Origin of the sequence: Streptomyces sp. NPDC056160, from assembly GCF_042268205.1 — a bacterium.
Classification (GTDB): Bacteria; Actinomycetota; Actinomycetes; order Streptomycetales; family Streptomycetaceae; genus Streptomyces.
On record NZ_JBHJUW010000146.1, the window covers coordinates 1 to 22032 of the forward strand.

Genomic DNA, 22032 nt, shown 5'->3' on the forward strand with positions numbered 1-22032 from the left:
GTCCTACATCCAGGGCCGACAACCACCCCACCCGTCACAGACCGTGACGGGCAGTCAGCGGCCACCGACCTTGCACCGCTCAACTTCGAAGACCCAGGAAGGCGGCCTTCGCGACCCTCGATGTGCCGTAGGTGCCGATGTAGCGGGCCACCTCGCCGGTGCCCATGGAGAAGCCGACGAGGACGGCGTCGGTCAGGTCCAGGGTCTCCATGACCGTGTTGAGGTCGGCCGCGAACGTGTCGTAGTCGAAGCCCGTGGTGGGCTTGCTCGACTGGCCGAAGCCGCGGCGGTCGTAGGTGACGACCCGGTAGCCGGCGTCGAGCAGCGCCGCGGACTGCTTCTCCCAGGAGTGACCGCTGAGCGGGAAGCCGTGGATGAGGACGACCGGCTGTCCGGTGCCGTGGTCCTCGTAGTACAGGTCGATGTCGGTGGTGTTCTCCTGGCCGACCGTGATGAACGCCATGGGTGTTTCCCTTCGGTACGCGGTGCGCCGGCGGTGGCGCCGGCCGGGCTCCGTCCGCGAGGTGCCGGGCCGCACGTCGAGCATGTCCGTCCGCCGCGGACGCCTTCGGCAACGGACCCGCACCCGGCCGGTGCCCGCGGGCGGCACCCCCAGTCAAATGACGCAGCAGCCGTGCCGTGCGGCACGTACGCACGCAGGTCAGCAGGTGTCGGATAACACCGCCCCCAGCGGCGGGCACGGACTGATCGCCGGCACCGCGGCCGCGGGCCGACGCACGGCGGGGCAGGCGCACGGGTCCCCGTATGCTCCTGTGCATGAGTGCTGTGCAGCCTGCCCGCAAGCGTGACGGCGCCGCGACGCGTGAGGCGATCCTCGCCGCCGCCGTGGTGGAGTTCACCGAGCACGGATACGCGCGAGCCGGGGTCCGGCAGATCGCCGAGCGCGCGGGCGTGACAGCGATGATGATCAACCGCTACTTCGGCTCGAAGGAGCTGCTGTTCGCCCGTGCCGTGGACCGTGCCTTCGAACCGCCGACGGTGGTCGGTGACGAACGCCCCGGGCTCTCGCACGCCCTCGCGCACACGCTCGCCGAGCGGACCGCGCCCGGTGCCGAACGACTCGACCCGTTCCTGCTGATGCTGCGCTCGGCGCCGGACCCGGAGGCGGTGGAGATCCTGCGCCGCGGTATCGAGGCGCATGTCGGCACCCGGCTGGCGGGGCTGCTGGACGGGCCCGACACGGACGTGCGGGCCGAGCTCGCACTGGCCCTCGTCGCGGGGACGTGGCTGCTGCGCAGCGTCGTGGGGACCCCCGCGCTCGCCGCGGCCGGCAACGACGTGCTCGCGGGCCTCCTGGCGGACATGCTCACACCCGTGACCGGAGAGACGGATGCCTCCGGACCCGCCTGAGGGCGGGGGTGGCGGCAGTGGCGGCAGTGCGGAGCGGGCGCCGTACCGCCACCGTCCCGCACCTGCATCACCGGTGCCCGCACCGGCACCGGCGACCGTGCCCTGTCCGTGGTGCTTTCAGAACGCCGAGCGGATGAGCCCGCCGTCGACGCGGATGGTCGCTCCGCTGACGTACTGCGCGTAGTCGCTGCACAGGTACGCGACCGCGGCCGCGATCTCGTCCGGCTCGCCGAAACGCTCCTGGTCGTTGGGGATCAGGGCGTTCACGGCGTTGGGCTGGATCTCCTCCCAGGTCTCGCCCCAGCCGCGGGCCGGGCCGATCTGGGTGACGAGTTCCTTCGTGGCCTCGACCAGGATCGCTCCCGGGGAGACCACGTTGGAGGTCACGCCCGTGCCCTTCAGGTCACGGGCCAGCGACACGGCGAGGTTGTGCCGCGCCGCCAGGGTGGCGTTGTACTGCGGGTGTGTGTTCATCGGCTGGGAGGCGAGGCCGCCGCCGATCGTGACGACCCGGCCCCAGCCGCGCTCGCGCATCGCGGGGACCAGGTGCTGGATCATCCGCACACCGGAGACCACGTTGATGTTGTAGGTGTCGCGCCACTCGTCGGGAGTGGCCTCGGCCCACGACAGATGCCGGTAGAAGCCGGCGTTGTTGACGAGGATGTCGACGGGCCCGTCCGCGAGGGCGGCCCGGGCGACCTCGGCGGCCGCCGCGTCGTCCGCCAGGGCGCCCAGCACCGTGGTGCCGGTCCCGCCGCCCGCACGGATCTCCTGTGCGACCTTCTCCGTACGTTCCTTGTCGCGGCCGTGGACCACGATCGCGGCACCTTCTGCCGCCAGCAGCTTCGCGGTGGCCTCGCCGAGCCCGACGCTCGAACCCGTGACGAGCGCGCGCTTTCCGGTCAGATTGAGGTTCATGTCCTGGTTCCCTCTCGAAGTGTGCCTCTGCGTAGAAGTATACATCCGTAGACTTCTTGCATGGAGGGGCTCGCCGTCATCGGAGGGGAGGGCCGGTCGCCCCAGAACCGCAATGCCCGCAATGCCCGCAAGGTCCGCAGGGCCGCAAGGTCCGCAGGGCCCGCATGGTCCGCGACGACCGGCTCGTCGCGGCCACCGCCGTCGAGGCCGCCCATGCTCGGCACACCGCCGCACCCGGAGAGAAGCCTGGCGCGGCCGTGATGGCCAGGTCGGCGCGGGAGGTGACGGCCCGCGGCGAAGAGGTCGCCGAGACCGATGCCCTGATCGAGGGCCGGTTCCGCGGCCACCCGCACGCGGAGGTCATCCTGAGCATGTCGGCCTCGGGCCCGTCCTGGGCGCCGAGTACCCAGCCCATGCCGGCGGCGCCATGAGCGATCCGGTACCGCCGACCGCCTCACCGGTGTCGCCGGCCCGGCTCCCGTCCCGAAGGACCCGGGCCGGATCAGCGGCACCATGCGCCGTCCTCGGCGCTCCTGCCGTCGCCTGGATCAGTCACCGTTCGGCGGCGGTGCGGCGGTCCGGCGGAGCCCCAGGTGGTCGCCGGGATCCAGCAGGTACGCCGCCTGGGTGGTCAGCATGTGGCGCACCATGGGCGCGGGCATGCGGACCACCACCGGCTGCGGCAGCGAAAGTTCCCGTACGGCGGTGGCCGTACGGGACGAACGCACCCGGTTGGTCACCCGCGCCACCACCCGGAAGTCCAGGGAGAACTGGACGAGGACGGACTCCAGCTTGGGCTTGTGCAGCGGCATCGAACCGGAGGCGTTGACCGCGCCCTCCGCCGCGCCGCCGGAACCGCCCGCGGTGCCCGTCAGCTGGTTGAGGCGGAACTGGTCGGCGTTGACCAGCCCGGCGCCGAACTGGCCGCGCGCGGACCTGCCCCGGCTCTGGGAGCTCTGGCCGTCCGTCTGGGTGGGGCGGGGGGCGTCCAGGGTGCTCTGGGCGACCGTCTCGAAGGTCATCTTGTCGCCGACGCCCAGGACGCGCCCGCGGCTGAGCCGCGCGTGCAGGGAGGCGTGCAGGTCCTGGCCCTCCACCCCGGTGGCGTGCACCGGGGGCAGGTCCACCCCCGCGGAGGTCAGCAGCGGCAGCGCCGCGGTCAGCCACTCGGTGGAGAGGGTCTCGTTCAGGGTGTACGCGGCCGACTGGCCCTTCTCCCGGTACCGTCGGTCACCGCCCGCCGCCCGAACCGCCTCGGTGACCAACTGCCGGACGTGTTGGGCGCCTTGGAATCCGTTGACCTGCGCCTCCATCGGCAGCCGCGCGCCGCGGGCCCGCCAGACGCCGAGGCGGGTCGGCCGGCCGTCCTGTGCGCGGGACGGCCGGGCGGCGGTGCCCGTCCTGCGCGGCGCGGCCACCCGGGCGAGCGCCTTGAGGTCGTTGTCCAGGACGCGGTGGGTGAGTGCGGTACGGCCCGTGGAGGCCAGGCCTATCCGCTTCTCGCCCTCGTAGAGTTCGAGGGTGCCCATGACCGGCAGCCGCAGCTTCGTCGACTTGGCCGTCTTTGCCTCCGCGACCGTCTTCATGCCGAGCTGGCCCCGCGAGGCGGTGCCCTGGCGGTGCGAGCCGCCCCAGCCCATGCCGAGGCCGCCCGCACCGCCGGTGCTCTTCAACTGCCCGGCCCCTGCGTCCGGTTTGCCGCCGATGCCGGCGATCAGACCCGCGCCGGTCGTGGCCCCCTGCTCCTGCGCGCCGGCCTCCTGGGCGAGCGCCGAGGTGATGTACTCCATGTCCCGGCCGTCGTCCGCCGCGCCGTCGAAGTCGCCGTCGCCCAGCCGTGCCACCTTGAACACGGCCCAGTAGGGCGTGCGGCGTCCGTCGAACAGCTCGACGGTGACGCCGCCGTCCATGGCGCTGCCCAGCAGACCCGCGGCGCCGTCCCGGTCCAGGACGCGCAGCAGCCGCTGCACGTTGTCGTTGCGGTCCTTGAGCTGCTGCCTGGGCAGCAGATCGGCGACCAGGCTCCGGTGGCGCGCGCCCATGTTCGCCCGCAGACCGTCCAGCAGCGGGACGAAGTCGGGCAGGTCCTCGATCATGCCGAAGCCGAGCGGGAGCGCTGCGGACAGGGAGGGAGCGGGTCCCTGCGAGCCGGCCGTCTCCCCGGCCCCGGCAGCGGCCCGCTCCCGCCCGGCCGTCTCCCTGACCCCGGACCCCGATTCGGACCCGGTGCCGGCTGCCTTCCCCGAACCGGTCTCGTCCAGTTTCAGCGCCTTGCGTGCCGACTCCGGAAGCTCCACGCCCGCCGCCCGCAACTGCCCGGCCGTCAGCCACACGGCCGCCGTCGCCGGCAGGGTCCGGGTCGCCGTCGCCGTGTACGGGCCGCCGCCGGTGACCTTGACCTCCGCCACCATGTTGACCAGCAGATCGCACAGCACCAGGTACAGGGGTGCCTTGCGCGGCGTGTGCGCGTTGCGCTCGACCGTGCCGGACAGGGCGTCGGCCTCTGCCCGGCTCTCGCCCCAGCTCCGGTACGCCGAAAGCCCCTCGGCCGCGCGCACATGGGTGTCGCTCTCCAGGCCGGTGGCCCCGAACTGCACCGAGCTGTTGGTGGCCGTGCCGGTCTGCCCGGCCGCCTGGTGACCGCCGAGCACGAACGTCTCGGTGCCCGGGCCGGCGCCCTCGTGCAGCAGTCTGGGGTTGGCCAGCGCCATCCGGGTGCCGACGGCGCCGTTCAGCGCGGCCAGGCGGCGCGGGTAGCGCAGGTTCTTCACCACCCACCCCGAGGACACCGCCTGCCGCAGCGACGCCGTGATCGCCTGTGGGCTGAACCGCTCCTCGACCGCCAGGCGCGGGGCCAGCCCCTCCGTGGCCAGCGCGGTGTCCTGCTGTCCCGCCCTGCCGCGGGCGGCGGCCCGGGACAGCAGCCGGAAGGCGAGGTCCCGCACCGGCTGTCCGTCGCCGATCGTCTCCACCAGTTGCCAGTCCCGCAGCGCCTGCCCGGTCACCGGAGCGGGGGCCTGCCCCGCCAGGTCGCCGATGCCCTCCGCGGCCAGGGCGGACTCGGCACCGGGGGCCTGCGCGCCGACCGCGTCGAGCCGTTGCCGCCCGGCGTCGTCCAGCGTGAACTCCGGGGCCGTCCGCAGGAGTACGTCCTGCTCCTCCAGGTGCAGTGCGCCCAGATGCCGCGGCTCGGGCACGTCGCGGCCGGGTGAGCCGACGGTGAGGCCGCGGGCGAGCTTGCGCCGCCGGGACGTCATCGTGACGTCCACGTCCAGGCGCAGGGCCGCGGCGAAGGTGCTGGCCTGTTCGGAGCCGTTGGTGAGGATGTCCGTACGGGTGGTGGGACCTGCCTGGTTGCGGCGGGTACCGCTGCGGGTGCGGTCGTAACGGGCCGAGGCGGACAGCGCGCCGGGGACGAGCCGGGCCTGGCCGAGGACCATGCCGCCGACCGAGCGCGTACTGCTGCGGCCGCTCTGGAGGTTGCTGGTGACACCGGAGTGGCTGCGCACCAGCCAGTCGTCGGTGTCGCCGAGGTACTCGGCGTCCCCGAGCGTGCCCTTGACCCGGATCTGGACGTCGTGGGAGTGCAGGGTGCTCTTGCGGCGCAGCCGTACCCGGATGCCGGTGGACAGCAACTGGTCCTTGTTGACGCGGAGGTTGGTCTCCGAGAGCGCGGCCATGAGTTCGCGCTGGTTGTGGCGCTGCGCGGCCGCCTCCTCCCCGCTGGTGGGGGTGGGGGTCGTGTCGGCGCCGAAGGAGGGCAGGTACCCGGCCAGCCGGGGGTCGGTCGCGAACAGGTGCTCCACGGCTTCGGTCATGGGCCGCGTGTCCAGGGCGCTGAGCGCGACGCTGGAGCCCATGGCGCCGAACGGGAGGTGCCGCTCGACCTCCTCCTGCGTCTGCCGGCCCTCGGCGGCCACGACGGTCCGCTTCGGCTTCTTGACGAACTCGCCGGCCGTCATGCCGGGGGGCAGTCCCAGTGCCTGTGCCTCGTCGGCGCGCAGGCTGACCCACACGTTCATCGTGTGCCCGGCGGCCCGCTTCCCGGGGTCCAGCACCATTCCGGCCGAGCGGGGGCCCGTGCCCTCCACGGTGAGCCGTACGGTCCCGCGGTAGAGCACCTTCTCGCCCCGGACCTCGGCGCCCTGCCGGCTGGACACGGTCTGCTCACTCACGGTGAACCGCGCCGAGCGCGCGGCCCCGATCGGCATGGCGCTGGCGCGCACCACGGCCGCGTTGCCGACCGCACCGAGCCCGGCCGCCGGGCCCATACCCCCGGCGAGGGCCCGGCCCTTGCCCGCGGTCTCGGTGAGGGTGTGCTGGGTCTGCTGGTGGGTGCGCAGTTGCGTCTTGCCGGTGCTCCAGGCGGGGGCGAGGCCGGTGATCGCCGCACTCATGCGGTAACTTCCCGCGGTCTTGCCGTCCTTGGACTCCAGGTCCTCGCCGAGCACTCCGCCGCGCAGCAGCCGGGGCAGGTCCTCCAGGACGGTCGTCGTGGACGTGGCCGCGTACAGCCGGGCGAGGCCCGGTGCGCCGGGGGCGGTGAGGGAGGGGTGCAGGACCGAGGCGACCGTGTCGAACAGCCCGCCGCCGCCCTGGTGCGGTGCGGCGGTGTCGGTCACGCCCAGCGGGGCCAGGGAGTCGGCGAGCGTGATCTGCCGTGCGGTCTCCCGGCCGACCCGCCGGAGGTCGGCCTGTGGGCCGCCGCGCCCCGCAACCAGGTGTTCGGTGGGCACCCGCTGGGTGAGCGTGCCCGGTCCGCTGTACGTCGACACGTCGGTGCCGCCGTGGCGCCGCACCCGGACGCCGTACCGTATTCTGCGCGGCACCTCGACCGAGCCCGAGTCGCTGCGCAGCACGCGGGGTTCGGCCACGTTCCGCTGGCCGCGCGTCTCCCGCGAGGACTGCCAGGGCTGCACGTTGCCCGTGGCCGCCGCGCCGAGCCAGAGCCCGGGGACGACGGGCGCGAGCCCGAAGACCGTGCCGCCCGCGCCGTGGCTCGACGAGCCGCCGGCCGTACTGGACACGGTGGCGGCGGTGTTGTGCTGGGTGTCGACCTTGGTGTCCTTGCCCACGGCCTCGTCCAGGGGCGCCAGGGGCGCCGTGTACTGGTCCGGGACGGCGGCTTCCACGTCCTTCGCGGGCAGGAAGAGCGGCGGTACGTCCTCGGGTGCGCGGGAGACGGTGACGGTGACGTCGAACCACTCCTTGCCGTCCACGCCCTGGACGGCGAAGGCGCGGCCCTGTCCGAAGAAGGTCTCCGGCCGTCTGGTCAGTTCGGAGACGATCTCGCCGACCGTGCCCCCGCCGTGTCCGACGGCCTCGGTCACCGCGTCGCGCACGAACGCGTGCCCGGTGAGGCCGTACGCGGTGGACAGGCCGGCCGCGGCCAGGTCGGCGAGGTAGGGCGGCAGGCCGAGCGCCTGCTCGGTGCTCTCGTTGATGACGGGGGAAAGCTCCCGCCCGCCGCCGCGCAGGGCACGGGCGGTGGCCGCGTTTCCGGCGGCCCGCTGGAGGGTGAGCAGGTGGGGCTGGGCACCGGAGGGGGCCGGTGCGGTGATGCGGGGGGCCGGCGGGCTCTGCTTGGCCGACCTGCCCGCGCCGTTCGCCGGCTGCTGCTGTGTGCGCACGGGCCTCAACGTAATCGCAGATCAGGGCGGGAACGGGGAGTCCGCCGGTACATGCTTCAACCGTCGTCCGCGCCACACCCGGACGCCATCGCCCGTTCATCTGCCGGTCGCCGACCCCGCGCGCGACACCGAGTCGGGGGCGTGCGGCAAGCACGCGGACCGCTGAGCGCGCGGGGCCGCACGGCGGCGGCCGGACGGCGGCGGCCGGACGGTCGCCGGCAGGACCGTCACCGCGCTCGGACCCGCCCCGGAGGGCCGTTTCCCGGCCGCTCCCGTGCCGTCGGCGGGCCGGCCCGGTCGCCGGCCCGGTTCGCCAGGTACTCGTCCGCGTGGTGCGCAGTGACGCCGGTGCCGTGCACTTCGCCGTACTCCGCCGCCGCGGGCGTTGTCACTCGGTGATAGACAACAGCGGACCGGTGAGAGCCGCCGACCGCGACAGGAGAGTTGCCGTGCCCGTGCCCACAGCGTCCACCGGGTGGTTCGAGACCGCCCGCTTCGGACTGTTCGTCCACTTCGGCCTGTACAGCCTCGCCGCCCGGCACGAGTGGGTGCGCAGCCGGGAGGCCATGTCGCAGGAGGCGTACGACCGTTACCTGGAGCGGTTCGACCCGGACCTGTTCGACGCGCGTGAGCTGGCCCGCGCGGCGAAGGCGGCGGGGATGCGCTACGCCGTGCTCACCGCCAAGCACCACGACGGGTTCTGCCTCTACGACTCGGCGCTGACCTCGTACACCTCCCAGCGCGCGGTCGGCCGCGACCTGGTACGGGAGTTCATGGAGGCGATGCGCGCCGAGGGGCTGCGGGTCGGCCTGTACTACTCGCTGCTGGACTGGCACCACCCGGACTTCACCGTCGACGCCCACCACCCGCTGCGCGACACCCCGGCCGCGCGGGAGCCCCGGGACATGGCCCGCTACCGCGCCTACCTGCACGGGCAGGTGCGCGAGCTGCTGACCGGCTACGGCCCGCTCGACCTGCTCTTCTTCGACTTCACCTACCCCGGCAAGGGGCCTCGGGAGTGGGGCGCGGCCGAACTGCTCGCCATGGTCCGCGCGTTGCAGCCGGACATCCTCGTCAACGACCGGCTCGGCGTCCCCGGTGACTACGTGACCCCCGAGCAGTACCAGCCCGACCGCCCGGTCGAGCGCGACGGCGCCCCGGTGACCTGGGAGGCCTGCCACACCCTGAACGGCTCCTGGGGCTACGACCGGGACAACCACGAGTACAAGGACCCGGCGCTGCTGGTGCGGATGCTGGTGGAGTCCGTGGCGTGCGGCGGCAACCTGCTGCTCAACGTGGGGCCCACCGGCAGGGGCGCGCTGGACCCGCGGGCCAGACAGACGCTGCGGGCCGTCGGCGAGTGGATGTCCCTGCACGAGCGGTCCGTGCGCGGCGCCGGTCCGAGCGGGCTCGTGGCGCCCGCGAACACCCTCTGCACCCGCGTCGGGCGCCGCCTCTACGTGCACCTGCTCGCCTGGCCGCTCCACCACCTCCACCTGCCGGGGCTGGCTGGCCGGGTGCGCTACGCCCAACTGCTGCACGACGGTTCGGAGATCCGGTACCACGAGCTGGACGGCGCCGAGCACGAGCACGTGAACATGGCACCGCCCGGTCAGCCCGCGGGAACGCTCACCCTGACCCTGCCCATCACCCGGCCCGACGTCCTGCTCCCCGTGATCGAGCTGGAGCTGACCGACGACGAATGAACGATCCCCCGGCCACGACACCGGCCGCACGGCTCGCCCCGCTGCTCGACGACGACCACGGCGGTCCCGACTGCCGCTCGTCGGCAGGGCGCGGGACGGGCCTCAGGCGCCCGGTCCCGCGTCCTTCCAGATGGACAGCCCCGACGCCCGGTCGTTGAAGCCGAAGTCGGCCAGGTTCGCCAGGTGGTGGTAGGAGTGCACGTGGAGATCGACGTGCCCGTCGGTCTTCGGCACGTCTGTCATCGCCCAGGCGTAGTTGGTGTTGTTGATCACCGAGGAGATGCTGTTGTTCATCGACGCGCCGATGTCCGTGCTGATGTCGAGGTAGGTGTCCCTCTCGCCCCAGCGGATACCGACCGACTTGCCCTGGTAGTTCGCGTCGGTGTAGACGCAGAACTCGTACTTGGCCGCGTTGCAGTCCGGGCCGACGTTCCAGACGCCCACCTGCCACGGCTCGTTGGCGGACGCCGTCGCGGTCGCGCCGAGCACGGTCGCGCCCGCGGCGAGCACGGTCAGGCCGATACCGGTGAGACGCTTGTTGCGCAGTTTCACTGTGTTCTCTGTCCCTCTGTTCGGTTCACCAAGGTCCTTCTCAACAAGATCAACGTGTGGCGCGTGGCCCGGGGTTCACTCCGGTCGCGAGGTTTCCCCCCGGGCCCGTGCGACCCGGCCTGTCCAGCGACGGCTTCCTACTTGACCGATCCGGCCATCACGCCCTGCACGAAGTGCCGCTGGAAGGCGAAGAACACCACCAGCGGTACGACGAGCGACACGAAGGCGCCCGGCGCGAGGACGTCGATGTTGCTGCCGAACTGCCGTACCTGCGACTGGAGTTCCACCGTCAGCGGCTGGGAGGAGCTGTCGGCGAAGAGCAGGGCCACCAGCAGGTCGTTCCACACCCACAGGAACTGGAAGATGGCCAGGCTGGCGATGGCCGGCCGGCCGACCGGCAGGACGAGCTGGACGAAGATCCGCCACTCGCTGCCGCCGTCCATACGGGCGGCCTCCAGCATCTCCTTGGGGATCTCGGCGAAGTAGTTGCGCAGCAGGAACACGGCGAACGGCAGACCGTAGGCCACGTGGAAGAGGACGACGCCGGGGATCGTGCCGAACAGGCCGAGCTGTCCGAAGAGCTTGGCGACCGGCAGCAGACCGATCTGCACGGGCACCACCAGCAGGGCCACCACCAGCAGGAACAGCGGCTCGCGGCCGGGGAAGTCCAGCCAGGCGAAGGCGTACCCGGCGAGCGCGGCGAGGATGACGACGAGGGCGGTCGCCGGCACCGAGATCAGCACGGTGTTCCAGAAGGCGCGGGTGATCCCGGCGTTGCCCAGCAAGGACGAGTAGTTGTCGAAGGACAGCTGTCCTGGGCTGGTCAGGGCCGTCCACCAGCCGCCCTTCGCCGTGTCCTCGGAGGAGCGCATCGAGGAGACGAAGAGCCCCGCCAGCGGCGTCAGCCAGATCAGCCCGATCACCACGAGGAAGGCCTGCACCAGGCCGTTGCCCAGGCCCCTCCTGACCGCGTTCATCGCTGACTCTCCTTGAATCGGCGGACGTTGAAGACCATCGCGGGGATGACGAGGACCAGCAGCAGCACCCCGAGCGCGCTGCCCAGGCCCTGGTTGTTGCCTCCACCGAAGGACACCAGCCACATCTGGGTGGCCAGTACGGTGGCGTCCTCCTGCACCGGGCCGGGCGCGATGATGTAGACGAGGTCGAAGACCTTCAGGACGTTGATGACCAGCGTCACGAAGACCACGGTGAGGACGGGCGCGAGCAGCGGCACGGTGATGCGCCGGAAGACCTGCCACTCGTTGGCCCCGTCCATGCGCGCCGCTTCCAGGGTGTCCCGGGGCAGTGTGGACAGGCCCGCGCCGATCAGGACCATCGCGAAGCCGGTCCAGATCCACAGGTAGGCGCCGATGATGGCGGGTGTCACGAGGGTCGGGCCGAGCCAGGAGATGCCCTGGTAGGGCGGCGCGAAGTTGGAGGCGGGCAGTCTGAGCACGAACGAGCCCGTGTGCAGACCGGAGAAGTGGAAGGAGCCGTCGGCCGCGGTCCTGGCGCCGGCCACCACGGTTCCGCCGCTCACCGCCTCGACCTTCATCCCGGGCAGACCGCTCTCCCGCCGGTCGACCTTGCCCGGGGTGCCCGCCCCGCCGGGGGTGAAGTCCAGGTAGACGACACCGCGCACCTCGCCGGAGGCGGGCCCGCGCGCGCTCGCCGGGTAGGCCGGCGCGGCGTTCTTCGGCAGGTCCTTGGGCAGGACGCCGACCATCGGGATCGCCACCGAGGAACCGGGCCGGACCGCCTGGGTGGTGTAGGAGCCGTCGCTGCCCCGGGCCAGTCCCCCGGGGCCGGTGCGGGCCCGCGCCGTCGGGTAGGACGAGGTGCCGCTGAAGGCGTCGTGGACGGAGACGGCCGCCGCGTTGAGCACGCCCTTGTCGGGGTCCTGGTCGTAGGCGAGCCGGAAGATGATCCCGGCGGCGAGGAAGGACACGGCCATGGGCATGAACAGCAGCAGCTTGAACGCGGTGGCCCAGCGGACCTTCTCCACCAGGACGGCGAGGATCAGGCCGAGCCCGGTCAGCAGCGCCGGGGCGACGACGACCCAGATGACGGTGTTCCGGATCGCCTTGAGGGTCGCCGGGTCGCGGAACATCTCGGTGTAGTTGTCCGCGCCGACGAAGCGGTCACCGGAGGCGTCGAAGAAGCTGCGTCCGATGGAGAACAGGACGGGGTAGACGACGAGCGCGCCGAGCAGGAGCAGCGCGGGGAAGGCGAACAGCAGGGCGACGATCCGCCCCCTGCGCCGCAGGCGCCGGGCACTGGCGGCGGGGGCGGCCGGCGGCGGGGGACCCGCCGCCGCCTCCTTGGTGAGTGTGGTGGCGGTCATGTCGGATCAGCCCTGGCCCTGGTACGCCTTGGCCGCGGCGGCCTCCAGCTGGGCGGCGGTGCCCTTGGGGTCCGACGGGTCGCGCAGGAAGTCCTGGAGCAGCTTCCACTCGCCCACGCCCTTGGTGCCGCCGAACGAGGCGGGTGCCTGGTCCGACATGTCGAAGCGGACGGTGTCGCCGGCCTGGATGAGGGACTTGGCGGTGGCCCGGGTGACGTCGTCGCCGTAGGTGGCGAGGTCGAGCGCCTTGTTCGGGGAGAGGAAGCCGCCCGCCTTCGCCCACACGCCCGCGGCCTCCGGGGTGGCGAGGTACTCCACGAGCTGCATGCCGGCCTTGCTGTTCTTGCCGTCCTTGAGGACGACTGCGGCGTCACCGCCGCTGACCACCGGCGCCTTGCCGCCGTCGACCGGGGGGAACGGGAAGAAGTTCGCGTCCTTGCCCACGGTCCTGCCGAACTGGTCGTGGGCGACGCCGGCGACGAAGTCGCCCTCGTAGACCATGCCGGCCTCGGGCTTGGGGCCGAAGACCTTCTCCACCGAGCCGGGGAAGTCGGTGTTCAGGGCCTCCTTCTGGCCGCCCGCGATCAGCTGCTTGTCCTTGAACAGCTTGCCCAGCGTGTCCAGTGCCTTGACCACACTGGCGTCGGTCCACTTCAGGTGGTGTGCGGCGAGCGCGTCGTACTTCTCGGGTCCGGCCTGGGAGAGGTAGATGTTCTCGAACCAGTCGGTGAGGGTCCAGCCGTCCTCCCCGGCGACCGCGAAGGCGGCGAGTCCGGAGTCGGAGACGGTGTGCCCGGCCTTGAGCATGTCCGCGTAGGTGGCCGGCGGCTGGACCCCTGCCTGGGTGAGCGCGTCGGGGCTGTACCAGACGGTCGACTTGTGGGCGGCCTTGAAGTACAGGCCGTACAGGGTGTTGCCGACGCTGCCGTACTTCTTCCAGACGGGTGCGTAGTTCGCGCCGACGGACTGCTGGGCGGTGGCGGACAGCGGCTTGAGCCAGCCCTTCTCGGCGAACTGCTGGAGCACGCCGACCTGCGGGACCATCACGACGTCGGGGGCGTTGCCGCCCTCGATCTTGCTGCCGATCACGGTCGACACGTTGTCGCCCGTGGAGACGAACTGGGTCTTCGCCCCGGTCTTCGCGGTGAAGGCGTCCAGCACCTTCTGGAAGTTCTTCTGCTCACTTCCGGTCCAGACGCCGGCCACGGTGACCGTCTGGCCGCTCAGTGCCTTGCTGCCACCCCCCGCCGAGACGGGGTCGTCGCTGCCGCAGGCGGTGGCGCCGAGGGCGAGGACGAGGGCGGTGCAGCCCGTGAGAAGTGCGGTACGTCGTCGCATCATCGTTGATGTCCCTTCAGGGGTGGGGAACTGACTGACGGAGGATTCAGAGGCCGGCGGGGTCGGTGATCCACCAGGCGGCGGTGGATCCGGCGAGCACACCGGGCGGGCACGGGCCGCTGGCCAGCAGAGGGGTGCCGGGCACCGGGGCGGGTGTGGGGGCCGTACCGAAGTTGACGGCGCAGACCAGGCCGTCGCCGCGGGTGAAGGCGAGGATCCCCGGCGGGGTGTCGAGCCAGCGCAGCGTTCCCTCGCCCAGTTGCGGCAGCGCGGAGCGCAGTTGCAGGCCCTCGCGGTAGAGGTGCCAGAAGGACCGGGTGTCGGCGAGCGCGCGGTCGGTGACGTACTCGGCGAAGTACTCGGGCTGCGGCAGCCACGGCTTGGCGTTCTCCGTGCCGGAGGTGAAGCCGAAGGGGGATGCCTGGCCGGACCAGGGCAGCGGGACCCGGCAGCCGTCGCGGATGCGGGCCCGGCTGCCGGTGCGGCGGAAGATCGGGTCGGTGAGCACGTCGTCGGGCAGGTCGACGACCTCGGGCAGGCCCAGTTCCTCGCCCTGGTAGATGTACGCGGCCCCGGGCAGGGAGAGCATCAGCAGCGCGGCGGCGCGGGCGCGGGCGGCGCCCAGCCCGCTGCCCTCGGGGGCGGGCTCGCCGTAGCGGGTGACGGTGCGGACCTGGTCGTGGTTGTTGAGGACCCAGGTGACGGTGGAGCCGGTGCCGGCGATGTCTTGCATGGCCTCGGAGACGACCTTGCGGAAGGCGTCGGGGTCCCAAGGGGCGCTGAGCAGGTCGAAGAAGAACGCCTGGTGCAGTTCGTCGGGGCGGACGTACCGGGCGTGTTCGCGTGCGGTGGGGACGGACACCTCACCGACGAGCAGCCGCTCCTGGCCGTCCCGGGCGGTGTACTCCTCGCACAGGGAGCGCCAGCGCCGCCACACGTCGTGGACCTCGGGCTGGTTCCAGGCGAGCGGGTTGACCGAGTCGCGGGTGCGGGCGTCGGCCTCGGGGTCGGGTGAGTCGGGCAGGTCGGGGTGTTTGAACAGCCCGGCGGCGACGTCGATGCGGAAGCCGTCCACGCCCCGGTCGAGCCAGAACCGCAGGACGCGGTCGAACTCGGCGGCCACCTCGGGGGTGCGCCAGTTCCAGTCGGGCTGTTCGGGTGTGAACATGTGCAGGTACCACTGGCCGGGCCGGCCGTCGGCCTCGGTGACCCGGCTCCAGGCGGGGCCGCCGAACATGGCGTGCCAGTTGTTGGGCGGCTCGGCGCCGTCGGGTCCGCGGCCGTCGGCGAAGTGGAAGCGGGCGCGGGCCGGGCTGCCGGGAGGGGAATCGAGCGCCTGACGGAACCAGGGGTGCTCGCTGGAGCAGTGGTTGGGGACGATGTCGAGGAGCACCTTGACGCCGAGCCGACGGGCCGCGGTCATCAGCCGGTCGAACTCCGCGAGGTCCCCGAAGAGCGGATCCACGTCGCAGTAGTCGGCCACGTCGTAGCCGTGGTCGTGCTGCGGCGAGCGGTAGAAGGGGCTCAGCCAGACGCCGTCGACCCCGAGTTTCTTCAGATAGGGCAGCCCCGCGCGGACCCCGGCGAGATCGCCGACTCCGTCGCCGGTGCTGTCCAGGAAGCTGCGGACGTACACCTGGTAGATCACGGCGTCACGCCACCAACGATGCCTGTTCACATGATTGACCTGTCTCTGAAAGCCCGTCGTTGTGCATGCATGTTATGTATGTGTTTCACGCAGCTGTCAACGAAGTGGCCGAGACTACTGGGCAATTGCCTCCACAAAAACGAACCAAAAGTGGACATAAGGCAGCAGTGTGTTATGACCGCGTTACCTAACAAGTAACTATGAGGTGTGACTAGCGACGGGTGATGTCGTCCAGTTCCCGCGCCAGTCGGCGCACGGCCTGCTCGGGCGTCTGCTGCCCGGTCAGCGCGTCATGGACGACCGCCTGCACCACCAGGCTGACCTGGTCGTAGCGCGGGCTCTTGGGGCGCGGCGCGGCGGCGAGCACGGCGGCGCGCAGGGTCGGCAGGTAGGGGAACCGCCGCACCAGCTCCGGGTCCTGGTAGAGGTCCGCCCGGACCGGGGGCAGCGCTCCCCGGGTGAGCACCTGCCGCTGGACCTGTTCACCGGTGAGGTACTGGATCAGGCGCTCGGCGGACTCCGGGTGCCGGGCGTGCGTGTTGACGGCGAGGTCGGATCCGCCCAGCACGCTCGTGCCGGGTCCGTCCGGGCCGGGCAGCGGCACCGCGCCGATCTTCCCGGCGACCGAGGATCCCTCGGCGGAGGCGACGGCATAGGCGTAGGGCCAGTTGCGCAGGAAGAGCAGGCGGCCGTCCTGGAAGGCCTGCTTGGACTCCTCCTCCTTGTACGACAGCGCCGCCCGGGGGATCCAGCCCTCGCGCAGCCCGCGCGCCAGGAAGCCGATGCCCTCGCGGGCCGCGGCCGAGTCGACGGTGACGCGCCGGCCCTCCTCGCCGAGGATCGTGCCGCCGGCGGAGTACACGGCCTCGGCCGCGTTGACGGTGAGCCCCTCGTAGGACAGGAACTGGCCCGCGTAGCCGTCGAGTCCGTACTCCGGCGCGATGGTCCTGGCGTCCCGTTCCAGCTCGGCCCAGGTGCGCGGCGGCGGCACGCCCTCCTTCGCGAGCACGTCCTTGCGGTACAGGAGCAGCCCGGCGTTGGTGACGTACGGGACGGCGTACAGGCGGCCGTCGTAGGTCGCCGTGTCGACGACCGGCGGCAGGAAGGACTTCAGCGGGAAGCGCCCGGCCGGCAGCGGGCGGATCCAGCCGGCCGCCGCGAACTCCGAGGTCCAGTTGACGTCGATGTTGAGGACGTCGAAGCGGCTGCGGTCACCGCCGCGCAGGTCGGTGGCCATCTGCGCGTGCGTCTCGTCGGCGGAGTCGGGCAGTTCGACCAGCGTCACCCGCTCCGCGGGGTGAGTCCTGTTCCAGCCCTCCAGGAGAGGGCCGAGATAGCCGGTGAGGTCCCCCGCGGTGGCCAGGGTGAGCGGGCCGCGCGTACTGCCGCCACCCTCGTCGGCGCGGGCGCCCGAAGCGACGTAGCCGGTCATGACCACGACCAGTGCGAGAAGACCCCTACCGGTGGCCCGTATCCACCGCATAGGTTCCTCCTTGCACACCGGCGCCGGCACCTTCGCCGAGCGTCAGCCCATGTATACCCGTTAGGTATGGGCGATACTAGAGTCTGGAGCACAACAGGCAGATGACAAGGCTAGGAGGACTGCACGAGTGCGCCTGCCCCTCCTGGCCCTTCTCGCCCGCGGCCCCGCGCACGGCTACGAGCTGAAGCAGGACCTTGAGCAACTGCTCGGCTCAGCGTATCCTCAGCCGAACGTCGGCCAGATCTACGTGACACTGGGACGCCTGGAGAAGTCCGGCCTGATCCAGGGGGAACAGGTCGAGCAGTCCAGCCGGCCCAACAAGAAGATCTACCACCTCACCGACACCGGACGGGATGAACTGCGCACCTGGTTCGCGCAGTCCGAGGACGAACCGCGGGTGCGGGACGAGTTCTTCATGAAGCTCGCCCTCGCCCCGCAGACCGGCCTCGCCGACCAGATCGCCCTCATCAACCAGCAGCGGCGGCAGTACCTCAACACCATGCGCCAGCTGTCCAGACTGGCCGCGGCCGAGGACCGGGACAACCGGATCGCGCAGCTGCTCATCGAGGGCGCCATGCTGCACCTCCAGGCCGATCTGGACTGGCTGGAGCGGTGTCAGGAGGAACTGGAGGAGCAGGAGTGAACGACCGCCATGAGTGACGGGCGCTCTCCCCGGGCGCAGACCGCCGCCCCCCCCGTGCTGCGGGCTGAGCGCCTGACGAAGACCCACTACGGCGAGGGTGCGCCCGCACACGCCGTACGCGGGATCGACCTCTCGGTAGCACGGGGCGAGTTCGTGGCGGTCACCGGGCCCTCCGGTGCCGGCAAGTCGACCCTGCTCCACCTGCTCGGCGGGCTGCAACGGCCCGACAGCGGAAGCATCTGGCTGGACGGCCGATGCACCGACTCCTACAGCGAGGCCCGTTGGGCCGAGGAGCGCAGGCGGACCGTCGGGATCGTCTTCCAGTTCTTCAACCTGGTCTCCAACTTGTCCGTCGCCGACAACGTCGAGCTGCCCGCCCTGCTCGCCGGCCGCACGGCCAGGCAGGCCCGCGCCGAGCGCGAGGAACTGCTCGGCGAACTGGGGCTGGACGGCAAGGAACGCAGCATGCCCGGCGAGCTGTCCGGCGGCGAACAGCAGCGGGTGGCCCTCGCCCGCGCCCTGGTCAACCACCCCCCGCTGCTCCTGGCCGACGAGCCGGCCGGAAGCCTCGACAGCAAGGGGACCCGCGAGGTGATGCGGCTGCTGTCCCGCTTCCACCGGCGTGGCCAGGCGATCGTGCTCGTCACCCATGACGCCCGGCTGGCCAGCGCCGCCGACCGGGTGATCAGCTTCTTCGACGGCCGGATCGCCGACGACGCGGAGCTGGACGGGGCGCCCACACCGGGCAAGGGCATCACACGTGTGCTGGAGCTAAAGGAGCGGCCCCGATGAGCGGCGGTCCGCGGCACCTGAACCGTCCGAGGGGCTGAGACCGTGCGAGCCGCTGTGCGCTGGGCGCACTCCGATCTGCGTACCCACCGCGGGGAGGCGCTTTTCCTCGTGCTGGCCACGGCAGGCATCGTCGTCTCGCTGCTGCTGGCCACAGCGCTGTTCGGATACGCCACCAACCCGTGGCAGCGGGTCTTCACACAGTCTCGCGGCGCACACGTGTGGATCCACACCGCCAAGAACGCCGGCACCGGGCTCCTCGCCTCGCTGGAGGGCGTGGAAGCCGTGGCCGGACCCTACCCCGACGCGTTCGCCACCGTGTCCTCGCGAGGAGTGCGCGCCTCGGTCGAACTACGCGGCACCCCGGCCCTGCCGTCGGTGGACCGGCCCCTCGTCGTCTCCGGCCACTGGCTCGAACCGCGGGACGCGGGCGGCGTGGTCCTGGAGAGCAGCCTCGCCCGCGCCCTGCTCGCCGAGCCCGGGGACACGCTCACGCTGCCGGACACCACACGCACCCTGACCGTGGTCGGCGTCGCCGAGAGCGCCGAACCCCGCTACCGGCCGGGTGAGCAGCCGGGGCTCGTGTGGGCGCCGCCCGGCGCGGTCCGCGACGGCGGCGGCGAGGTCGTCGGGCTGCGCCTGACCGATCCCGACGACACGGACTACGCCGTCCAGCGGGCCGTCACCGTGCTGGGCGCCGGGGTGGTCGGCGAGGTCTCCACCTGGCGGCAGGCACGGGCCGAAGCCCAGGGCGACGACCGGCTACTCGGCCAGGTGCTCGGCCTGTTCGGCCTGGCGGCGCTGCTGGCGGCGGGGCTCGCCGTGCACGGCGCGATCGGCGCCCGGATCCGCGGACACCTGCGGGACATCTCCGTGCTGAAGGCCATCGGTTTCACCCCCGGCCAGGTGGTCCGGCTCTTCCTGCTGCAGCATGTGGCGTACGCGGTGCTCGGTTCCGCGGCAGCGGCGGTCCTCGCCCGGGCACTGGGGACGCGTCTGCCGGGCCGGCTCGGGGACGCGGTCGGTGTGTGGCAGGGACTGCCGGGGCACAGCGCGGCCCTGTTCACGGTGCCGGCCTGCACGGTGCTGTTCATCGGCGCGGTCACCGGCCTGGCGGCCTGGCGGGCGGGCCTGGTGCCGCCCGTGCCGGTGCCGCGCGGGACGGCGGTGTCCGGCGGGCGGCTGACCGGCGCCGCGCGCCGCGCCCTCGGTCTGCGGCTGCCGCCCGGCGTGCTGCTGGGCTGGCACCGGACCCTCACCAGCCGTTGGCGCACCCTGGCCACGGTCGGCAGGTTCGCCCTGCCGCTGCTGCTCATCGTGGTCGCGGCCAGCGCCTGGACCACCATCGACCGCTTCCACGGCCGGCCCGAGCGCCTCGGCCTTCCGGCCTCGCTCACGGTCCGCACGGACGGCACGCCGAGCGACCGTCAGACCCGGTCCGTACTCGGGCGTGAGCCACGCGTCGCAGCCGTGTACTCGGGGGTGCAACTGGCCGCGCTGGTACCGGGGCAGACGTCCACGATCGCGCTGCGCGGCTTCGGCACGCGCCAGGACCCCTACCCGTACCGCGTGGCCGAGGGCCGTGCCGCACACGGGCCTGACGAGGCGGTCGCCGGCCAGGGCCTGCTCGACCTGCTGGACGCGCACGTGGGCGACTGGGTCCGCATGACGGTGGCCGGTCAGCCGCAGGTGCTGCACATCGTGGGCCGCAGCATCGAACCGGCGAACGCCGGGCGGGTCATCTCCACCTCCCTGGACACCCTGCGCGAGAACGACCCCGGACTGAGCGCCACCCTTTACCAGGTACGCCTGCGCCCGGACGCTGATCCGCACCAGGTGGGCGCGGCTCTGCTCAGGTCCGGGCACGGGCACCTCGACGTGCACCCGGTGCCCAACCCCGCCGACGGGCTGTCCTCCCTGCGCGGTCTCGTCGCCGGTCTCGTCTGCGTGCTCGCGCTGATCGGGCTGATCGAGCTGCTGGCCGCGATCGGCAGCACCGTGCGCGAGGGCGAACGCGACCTGCCGACCCTGCGGGCGATCGGACTGACACCCCGCCAGGTCACGGCGATCACGGTGACGGCGACCGCCTGCACGGCCCTGGCCGCCGTCGCGCTCGCCATGGCGCTGGGCCTGCCGCTCGCCCACTGGCTGATCGACGCCCAGGGACGCTCCAACGGCATCGGGGCCGGCATCGCGGCTGGCCCCTCGCCGCTGTTCCTGGTCCTGCTCGCCGTGGCCGCGGTCGCCGGTGCCGCCGCCCTCGCCGCGGTGCCCGCCTCGCGCGCCGTCCGGCGCCGACCCGCCGAAACCCTGTACACCGGTGCATGAGCGCCGACCGTGCCCAGGTGCGCCGGTTGACGGGCAGCGGCCGTGCCCGGGGGTACGGGTACCCCTGACGGCAAGTGTTAGGTTTCTCGGCGCACCACACACCTTGTCGAGACCCGGAGGGGCTATGGATGAGGGCATACCCGCACCGGGCGGCAGCGGACCGTTCGCGGACGCGGACGTCTCACGGCTGCGCCGGGACGTGGAGTTCCTGGCCGCCGGGACACGCAGCCGCCGGCGTGCGCCGCAGGCGATGCAGCGCGCCGAGGGGTATGTGCGTGAACAACTGGCCGACGCGGGCTGGCATGTGGAGCGGCAGCCGTTCGACCTGCGCTGGCGCATCGGCGCGACCGACCGGCACGGGCACCGGGCGCTCGCGCTGAAGCCCCGCCTGCACCGCCGGTTGCGCGGTGCCAACCTGATCGCCACCCTGCCCGGCGCCTCCGAGGGTCCCGCGGTGCTGGTCGGCGCGCATCTCGACAGCGTCGAGGGCAGCCCGGGAGCGGACGACAACGCCTCCGGGGTGGCGGTGGTGCTGGAGATCGCGCGGCTGCTGGCCCGGCTCCCCCTGCCGCCCCCGGTCACCCTCGCCATCTTCGACATGGAGGAACTCGGGCTCATCGGCGCCCGGCACGCCGCCCGCGCACTCGGCCGGGGCGGGCGCGTCGCCGGGATGATCTGCCTGGAGTCGGTGGGCTACTTCGACGACACACCGGGCAGCCAGCGGCTGCCGGCAGGCTTCGCCGCCGCCTGTTCCGAGGCGGCGGCCACCCGCGCCGATGGCTTGCGGGGCGACTTCACACTCGTGGTGCACCGGCGCTCCTCGGCCGCGGCGGCCGCGTACTGGCAGCGGGCCGCCGCCGCGGCCTCACCCGGCCTGCGCGGCATCCTCCTGCGGGACCCGCGGCCCGACGGCCCGCTGGGCCTGCTCATCGGCCTGGCCGTCCCGCCCGCGGGCCATCTCGGGCGCAGCGACCACGCGCCCTTCTGGAACCGGCGGATCCCGGCGCTGATGCTCACCGAGACGGCCAACTTCCGCAATCCGCATTACCACCGGCCGACCGATGCGCCCGCGACGCTGGACTTCGCGCGGCTGGCCGCGGTCACCTCCGCGACCGCGGCCACCGCCGTCTCCTGGCCGCGCGGCACCTGACGGCGGGCCCCGCCGCGGGCACGGGCCGGCCTCCCCTCTCTGACAGCCTCGGCTGAGACACCCGGTTTATCGGGTTAGTCTGGATGGGCGAGACAGGAGATCCCTTCAGCATGGCCAGCACCACCCCGATAC

15 protein-coding genes and 1 pseudogene are annotated in these 22032 nt (G+C 72.5%); 7 read left to right on the top strand and 9 right to left on the bottom strand.

The features are described from left to right. Positions 1-94 precede the first annotated feature (94 nt). Positions 95-463 (bottom strand): annotated as a pseudogene (locus ACFC02_RS35145) (alpha/beta fold hydrolase); the annotation flags it as partial. A gap of 314 nt (positions 464-777) precedes the next feature. Here ACFC02_RS35145 and ACFC02_RS35150 point away from each other — a divergent pair. Further along, entirely contained in the window at positions 778-1371 is a 594-nt protein-coding gene (locus ACFC02_RS35150; RefSeq protein WP_376366062.1) for a TetR/AcrR family transcriptional regulator, read from the top strand. Between the two features lie 117 nt (positions 1372-1488). Here the strand turns inward: ACFC02_RS35150 and ACFC02_RS35155 are convergent, their stop codons facing one another. Then, on the bottom strand, positions 1489-2289 hold the full coding sequence (locus ACFC02_RS35155; RefSeq protein WP_376366064.1) for an SDR family NAD(P)-dependent oxidoreductase: 801 nt from the start codon (positions 2287-2289) through the stop codon (positions 1489-1491). 164 nt (positions 2290-2453) lie between these two features. Between ACFC02_RS35155 and ACFC02_RS35160 the strand changes: the two genes are divergently transcribed. Then, on the top strand, positions 2454-2720 hold the full coding sequence (locus ACFC02_RS35160) for a hypothetical protein (protein ID WP_376366066.1): 267 nt from the start codon (positions 2454-2456) through the stop codon (positions 2718-2720). A gap of 117 nt (positions 2721-2837) precedes the next feature. Here the strand turns inward: ACFC02_RS35160 and ACFC02_RS35165 are convergent, their stop codons facing one another. After that, entirely contained in the window at positions 2838-7919 is a 5082-nt protein-coding gene (locus tag ACFC02_RS35165; RefSeq protein WP_376366068.1) for a hypothetical protein, read from the bottom strand. Positions 7920-8368: 449 nt separating this feature from the next. Here ACFC02_RS35165 and ACFC02_RS35170 point away from each other — a divergent pair, with 449 nt between their 5' ends. Continuing rightward, on the top strand, positions 8369-9625 hold the full coding sequence (locus ACFC02_RS35170; protein WP_376366070.1) for an alpha-L-fucosidase: 1257 nt from the start codon (positions 8369-8371) through the stop codon (positions 9623-9625). A 102-nt stretch (positions 9626-9727) separates the two neighbouring features. On the opposite strand, the gene ACFC02_RS35175 is transcribed toward ACFC02_RS35170, so the two are convergent. From ACFC02_RS35175 to ACFC02_RS35200, 6 genes are all read right to left on the bottom strand, one after another. Further along, positions 9728-10177 (bottom strand): peptidase inhibitor family I36 protein, encoded by a 450-nt coding sequence (locus ACFC02_RS35175; protein ID WP_376366071.1) that lies wholly within the window; start codon positions 10175-10177, stop codon positions 9728-9730. 137 nt (positions 10178-10314) lie between these two features. After that, positions 10315-11154, bottom strand: a complete 840-nt coding sequence (locus tag ACFC02_RS35180; protein WP_037863776.1) for a carbohydrate ABC transporter permease — start codon at positions 11152-11154, stop codon at positions 10315-10317. After that, complete coding sequence (locus tag ACFC02_RS35185) at positions 11151-12521, bottom strand: carbohydrate ABC transporter permease (protein ID WP_376366074.1); 1371 nt, start codon at positions 12519-12521, stop codon at positions 11151-11153. Before ACFC02_RS35185 ends, ACFC02_RS35180 begins: the two co-directional genes overlap by 4 nt. Positions 12522-12527: 6 nt before the next feature. Further along, complete coding sequence (locus ACFC02_RS35190; protein WP_376366076.1) at positions 12528-13862, bottom strand: ABC transporter substrate-binding protein; 1335 nt, start codon at positions 13860-13862, stop codon at positions 12528-12530. A gap of 43 nt (positions 13863-13905) precedes the next feature. Continuing rightward, positions 13906-15537 carry a glycoside hydrolase family 13 protein gene (locus ACFC02_RS35195; protein WP_376366078.1) on the bottom strand — a complete coding sequence of 544 codons (1632 nt, stop codon included), beginning with the start codon at positions 15535-15537 and terminating at the stop codon, positions 13906-13908. Between the two features lie 181 nt (positions 15538-15718). After that, on the bottom strand, positions 15719-16990 hold the full coding sequence (locus ACFC02_RS35200; RefSeq protein WP_376366080.1) for an ABC transporter substrate-binding protein: 1272 nt from the start codon (positions 16988-16990) through the stop codon (positions 15719-15721). 127 nt (positions 16991-17117) lie between these two features. Here ACFC02_RS35200 and ACFC02_RS35205 point away from each other — a divergent pair, with 127 nt between their 5' ends. The 4 genes from ACFC02_RS35205 to ACFC02_RS35220 all read left to right on the top strand — a co-directional run bounded on the left by ACFC02_RS35205 (position 17118) and on the right by ACFC02_RS35220 (position 21900). Continuing rightward, the gene (locus ACFC02_RS35205) at positions 17118-17633 is read left to right on the top strand and encodes a PadR family transcriptional regulator (RefSeq protein ID WP_376366082.1); all 516 of its coding nucleotides are present in this window, start codon (positions 17118-17120) and stop codon (positions 17631-17633) included. Positions 17634-17642: 9 nt separating this feature from the next. Further along, entirely contained in the window at positions 17643-18425 is a 783-nt protein-coding gene (locus ACFC02_RS35210) for an ABC transporter ATP-binding protein (protein WP_376366084.1), read from the top strand. Between the two features lie 42 nt (positions 18426-18467). Beyond that, entirely contained in the window at positions 18468-20750 is a 2283-nt protein-coding gene (locus ACFC02_RS35215) for an FtsX-like permease family protein (protein ID WP_376366086.1), read from the top strand. 124 nt (positions 20751-20874) lie between these two features. Then, positions 20875-21900 (top strand): M28 family peptidase, encoded by a 1026-nt coding sequence (locus ACFC02_RS35220; protein WP_376366088.1) that lies wholly within the window; start codon positions 20875-20877, stop codon positions 21898-21900. Positions 21901-22032 lie beyond the last annotated feature (132 nt).

Coding starts and splice junctions, on each gene's coding strand:
- ACFC02_RS35150 (WP_376366062.1), top strand. CDS start 778: ATGAGTGCTGTGCAGCCTGCCCGCAAGCGTGACGGCGCCGCGACGCGT.
- ACFC02_RS35160 (WP_376366066.1), top strand. CDS start 2,454: ATGGTCCGCGACGACCGGCTCGTCGCGGCCACCGCCGTCGAGGCCGCC.
- ACFC02_RS35155 (WP_376366064.1), bottom strand. CDS start 2,289: ATGAACCTCAATCTGACCGGAAAGCGCGCGCTCGTCACGGGTTCGAGC.
- ACFC02_RS35185 (WP_376366074.1), bottom strand. CDS start 12,521: ATGACCGCCACCACACTCACCAAGGAGGCGGCGGCGGGTCCCCCGCCG.
- ACFC02_RS35190 (WP_376366076.1), bottom strand. CDS start 13,862: ATGATGCGACGACGTACCGCACTTCTCACGGGCTGCACCGCCCTCGTC.
- ACFC02_RS35210 (WP_376366084.1), top strand. CDS start 17,643: ATGAGTGACGGGCGCTCTCCCCGGGCGCAGACCGCCGCCCCCCCCGTG.
- ACFC02_RS35200 (WP_376366080.1), bottom strand. CDS start 16,990: ATGCGGTGGATACGGGCCACCGGTAGGGGTCTTCTCGCACTGGTCGTG.
- ACFC02_RS35180 (WP_037863776.1), bottom strand. CDS start 11,154: ATGAACGCGGTCAGGAGGGGCCTGGGCAACGGCCTGGTGCAGGCCTTC.
- ACFC02_RS35220 (WP_376366088.1), top strand. CDS start 20,875: ATGGATGAGGGCATACCCGCACCGGGCGGCAGCGGACCGTTCGCGGAC.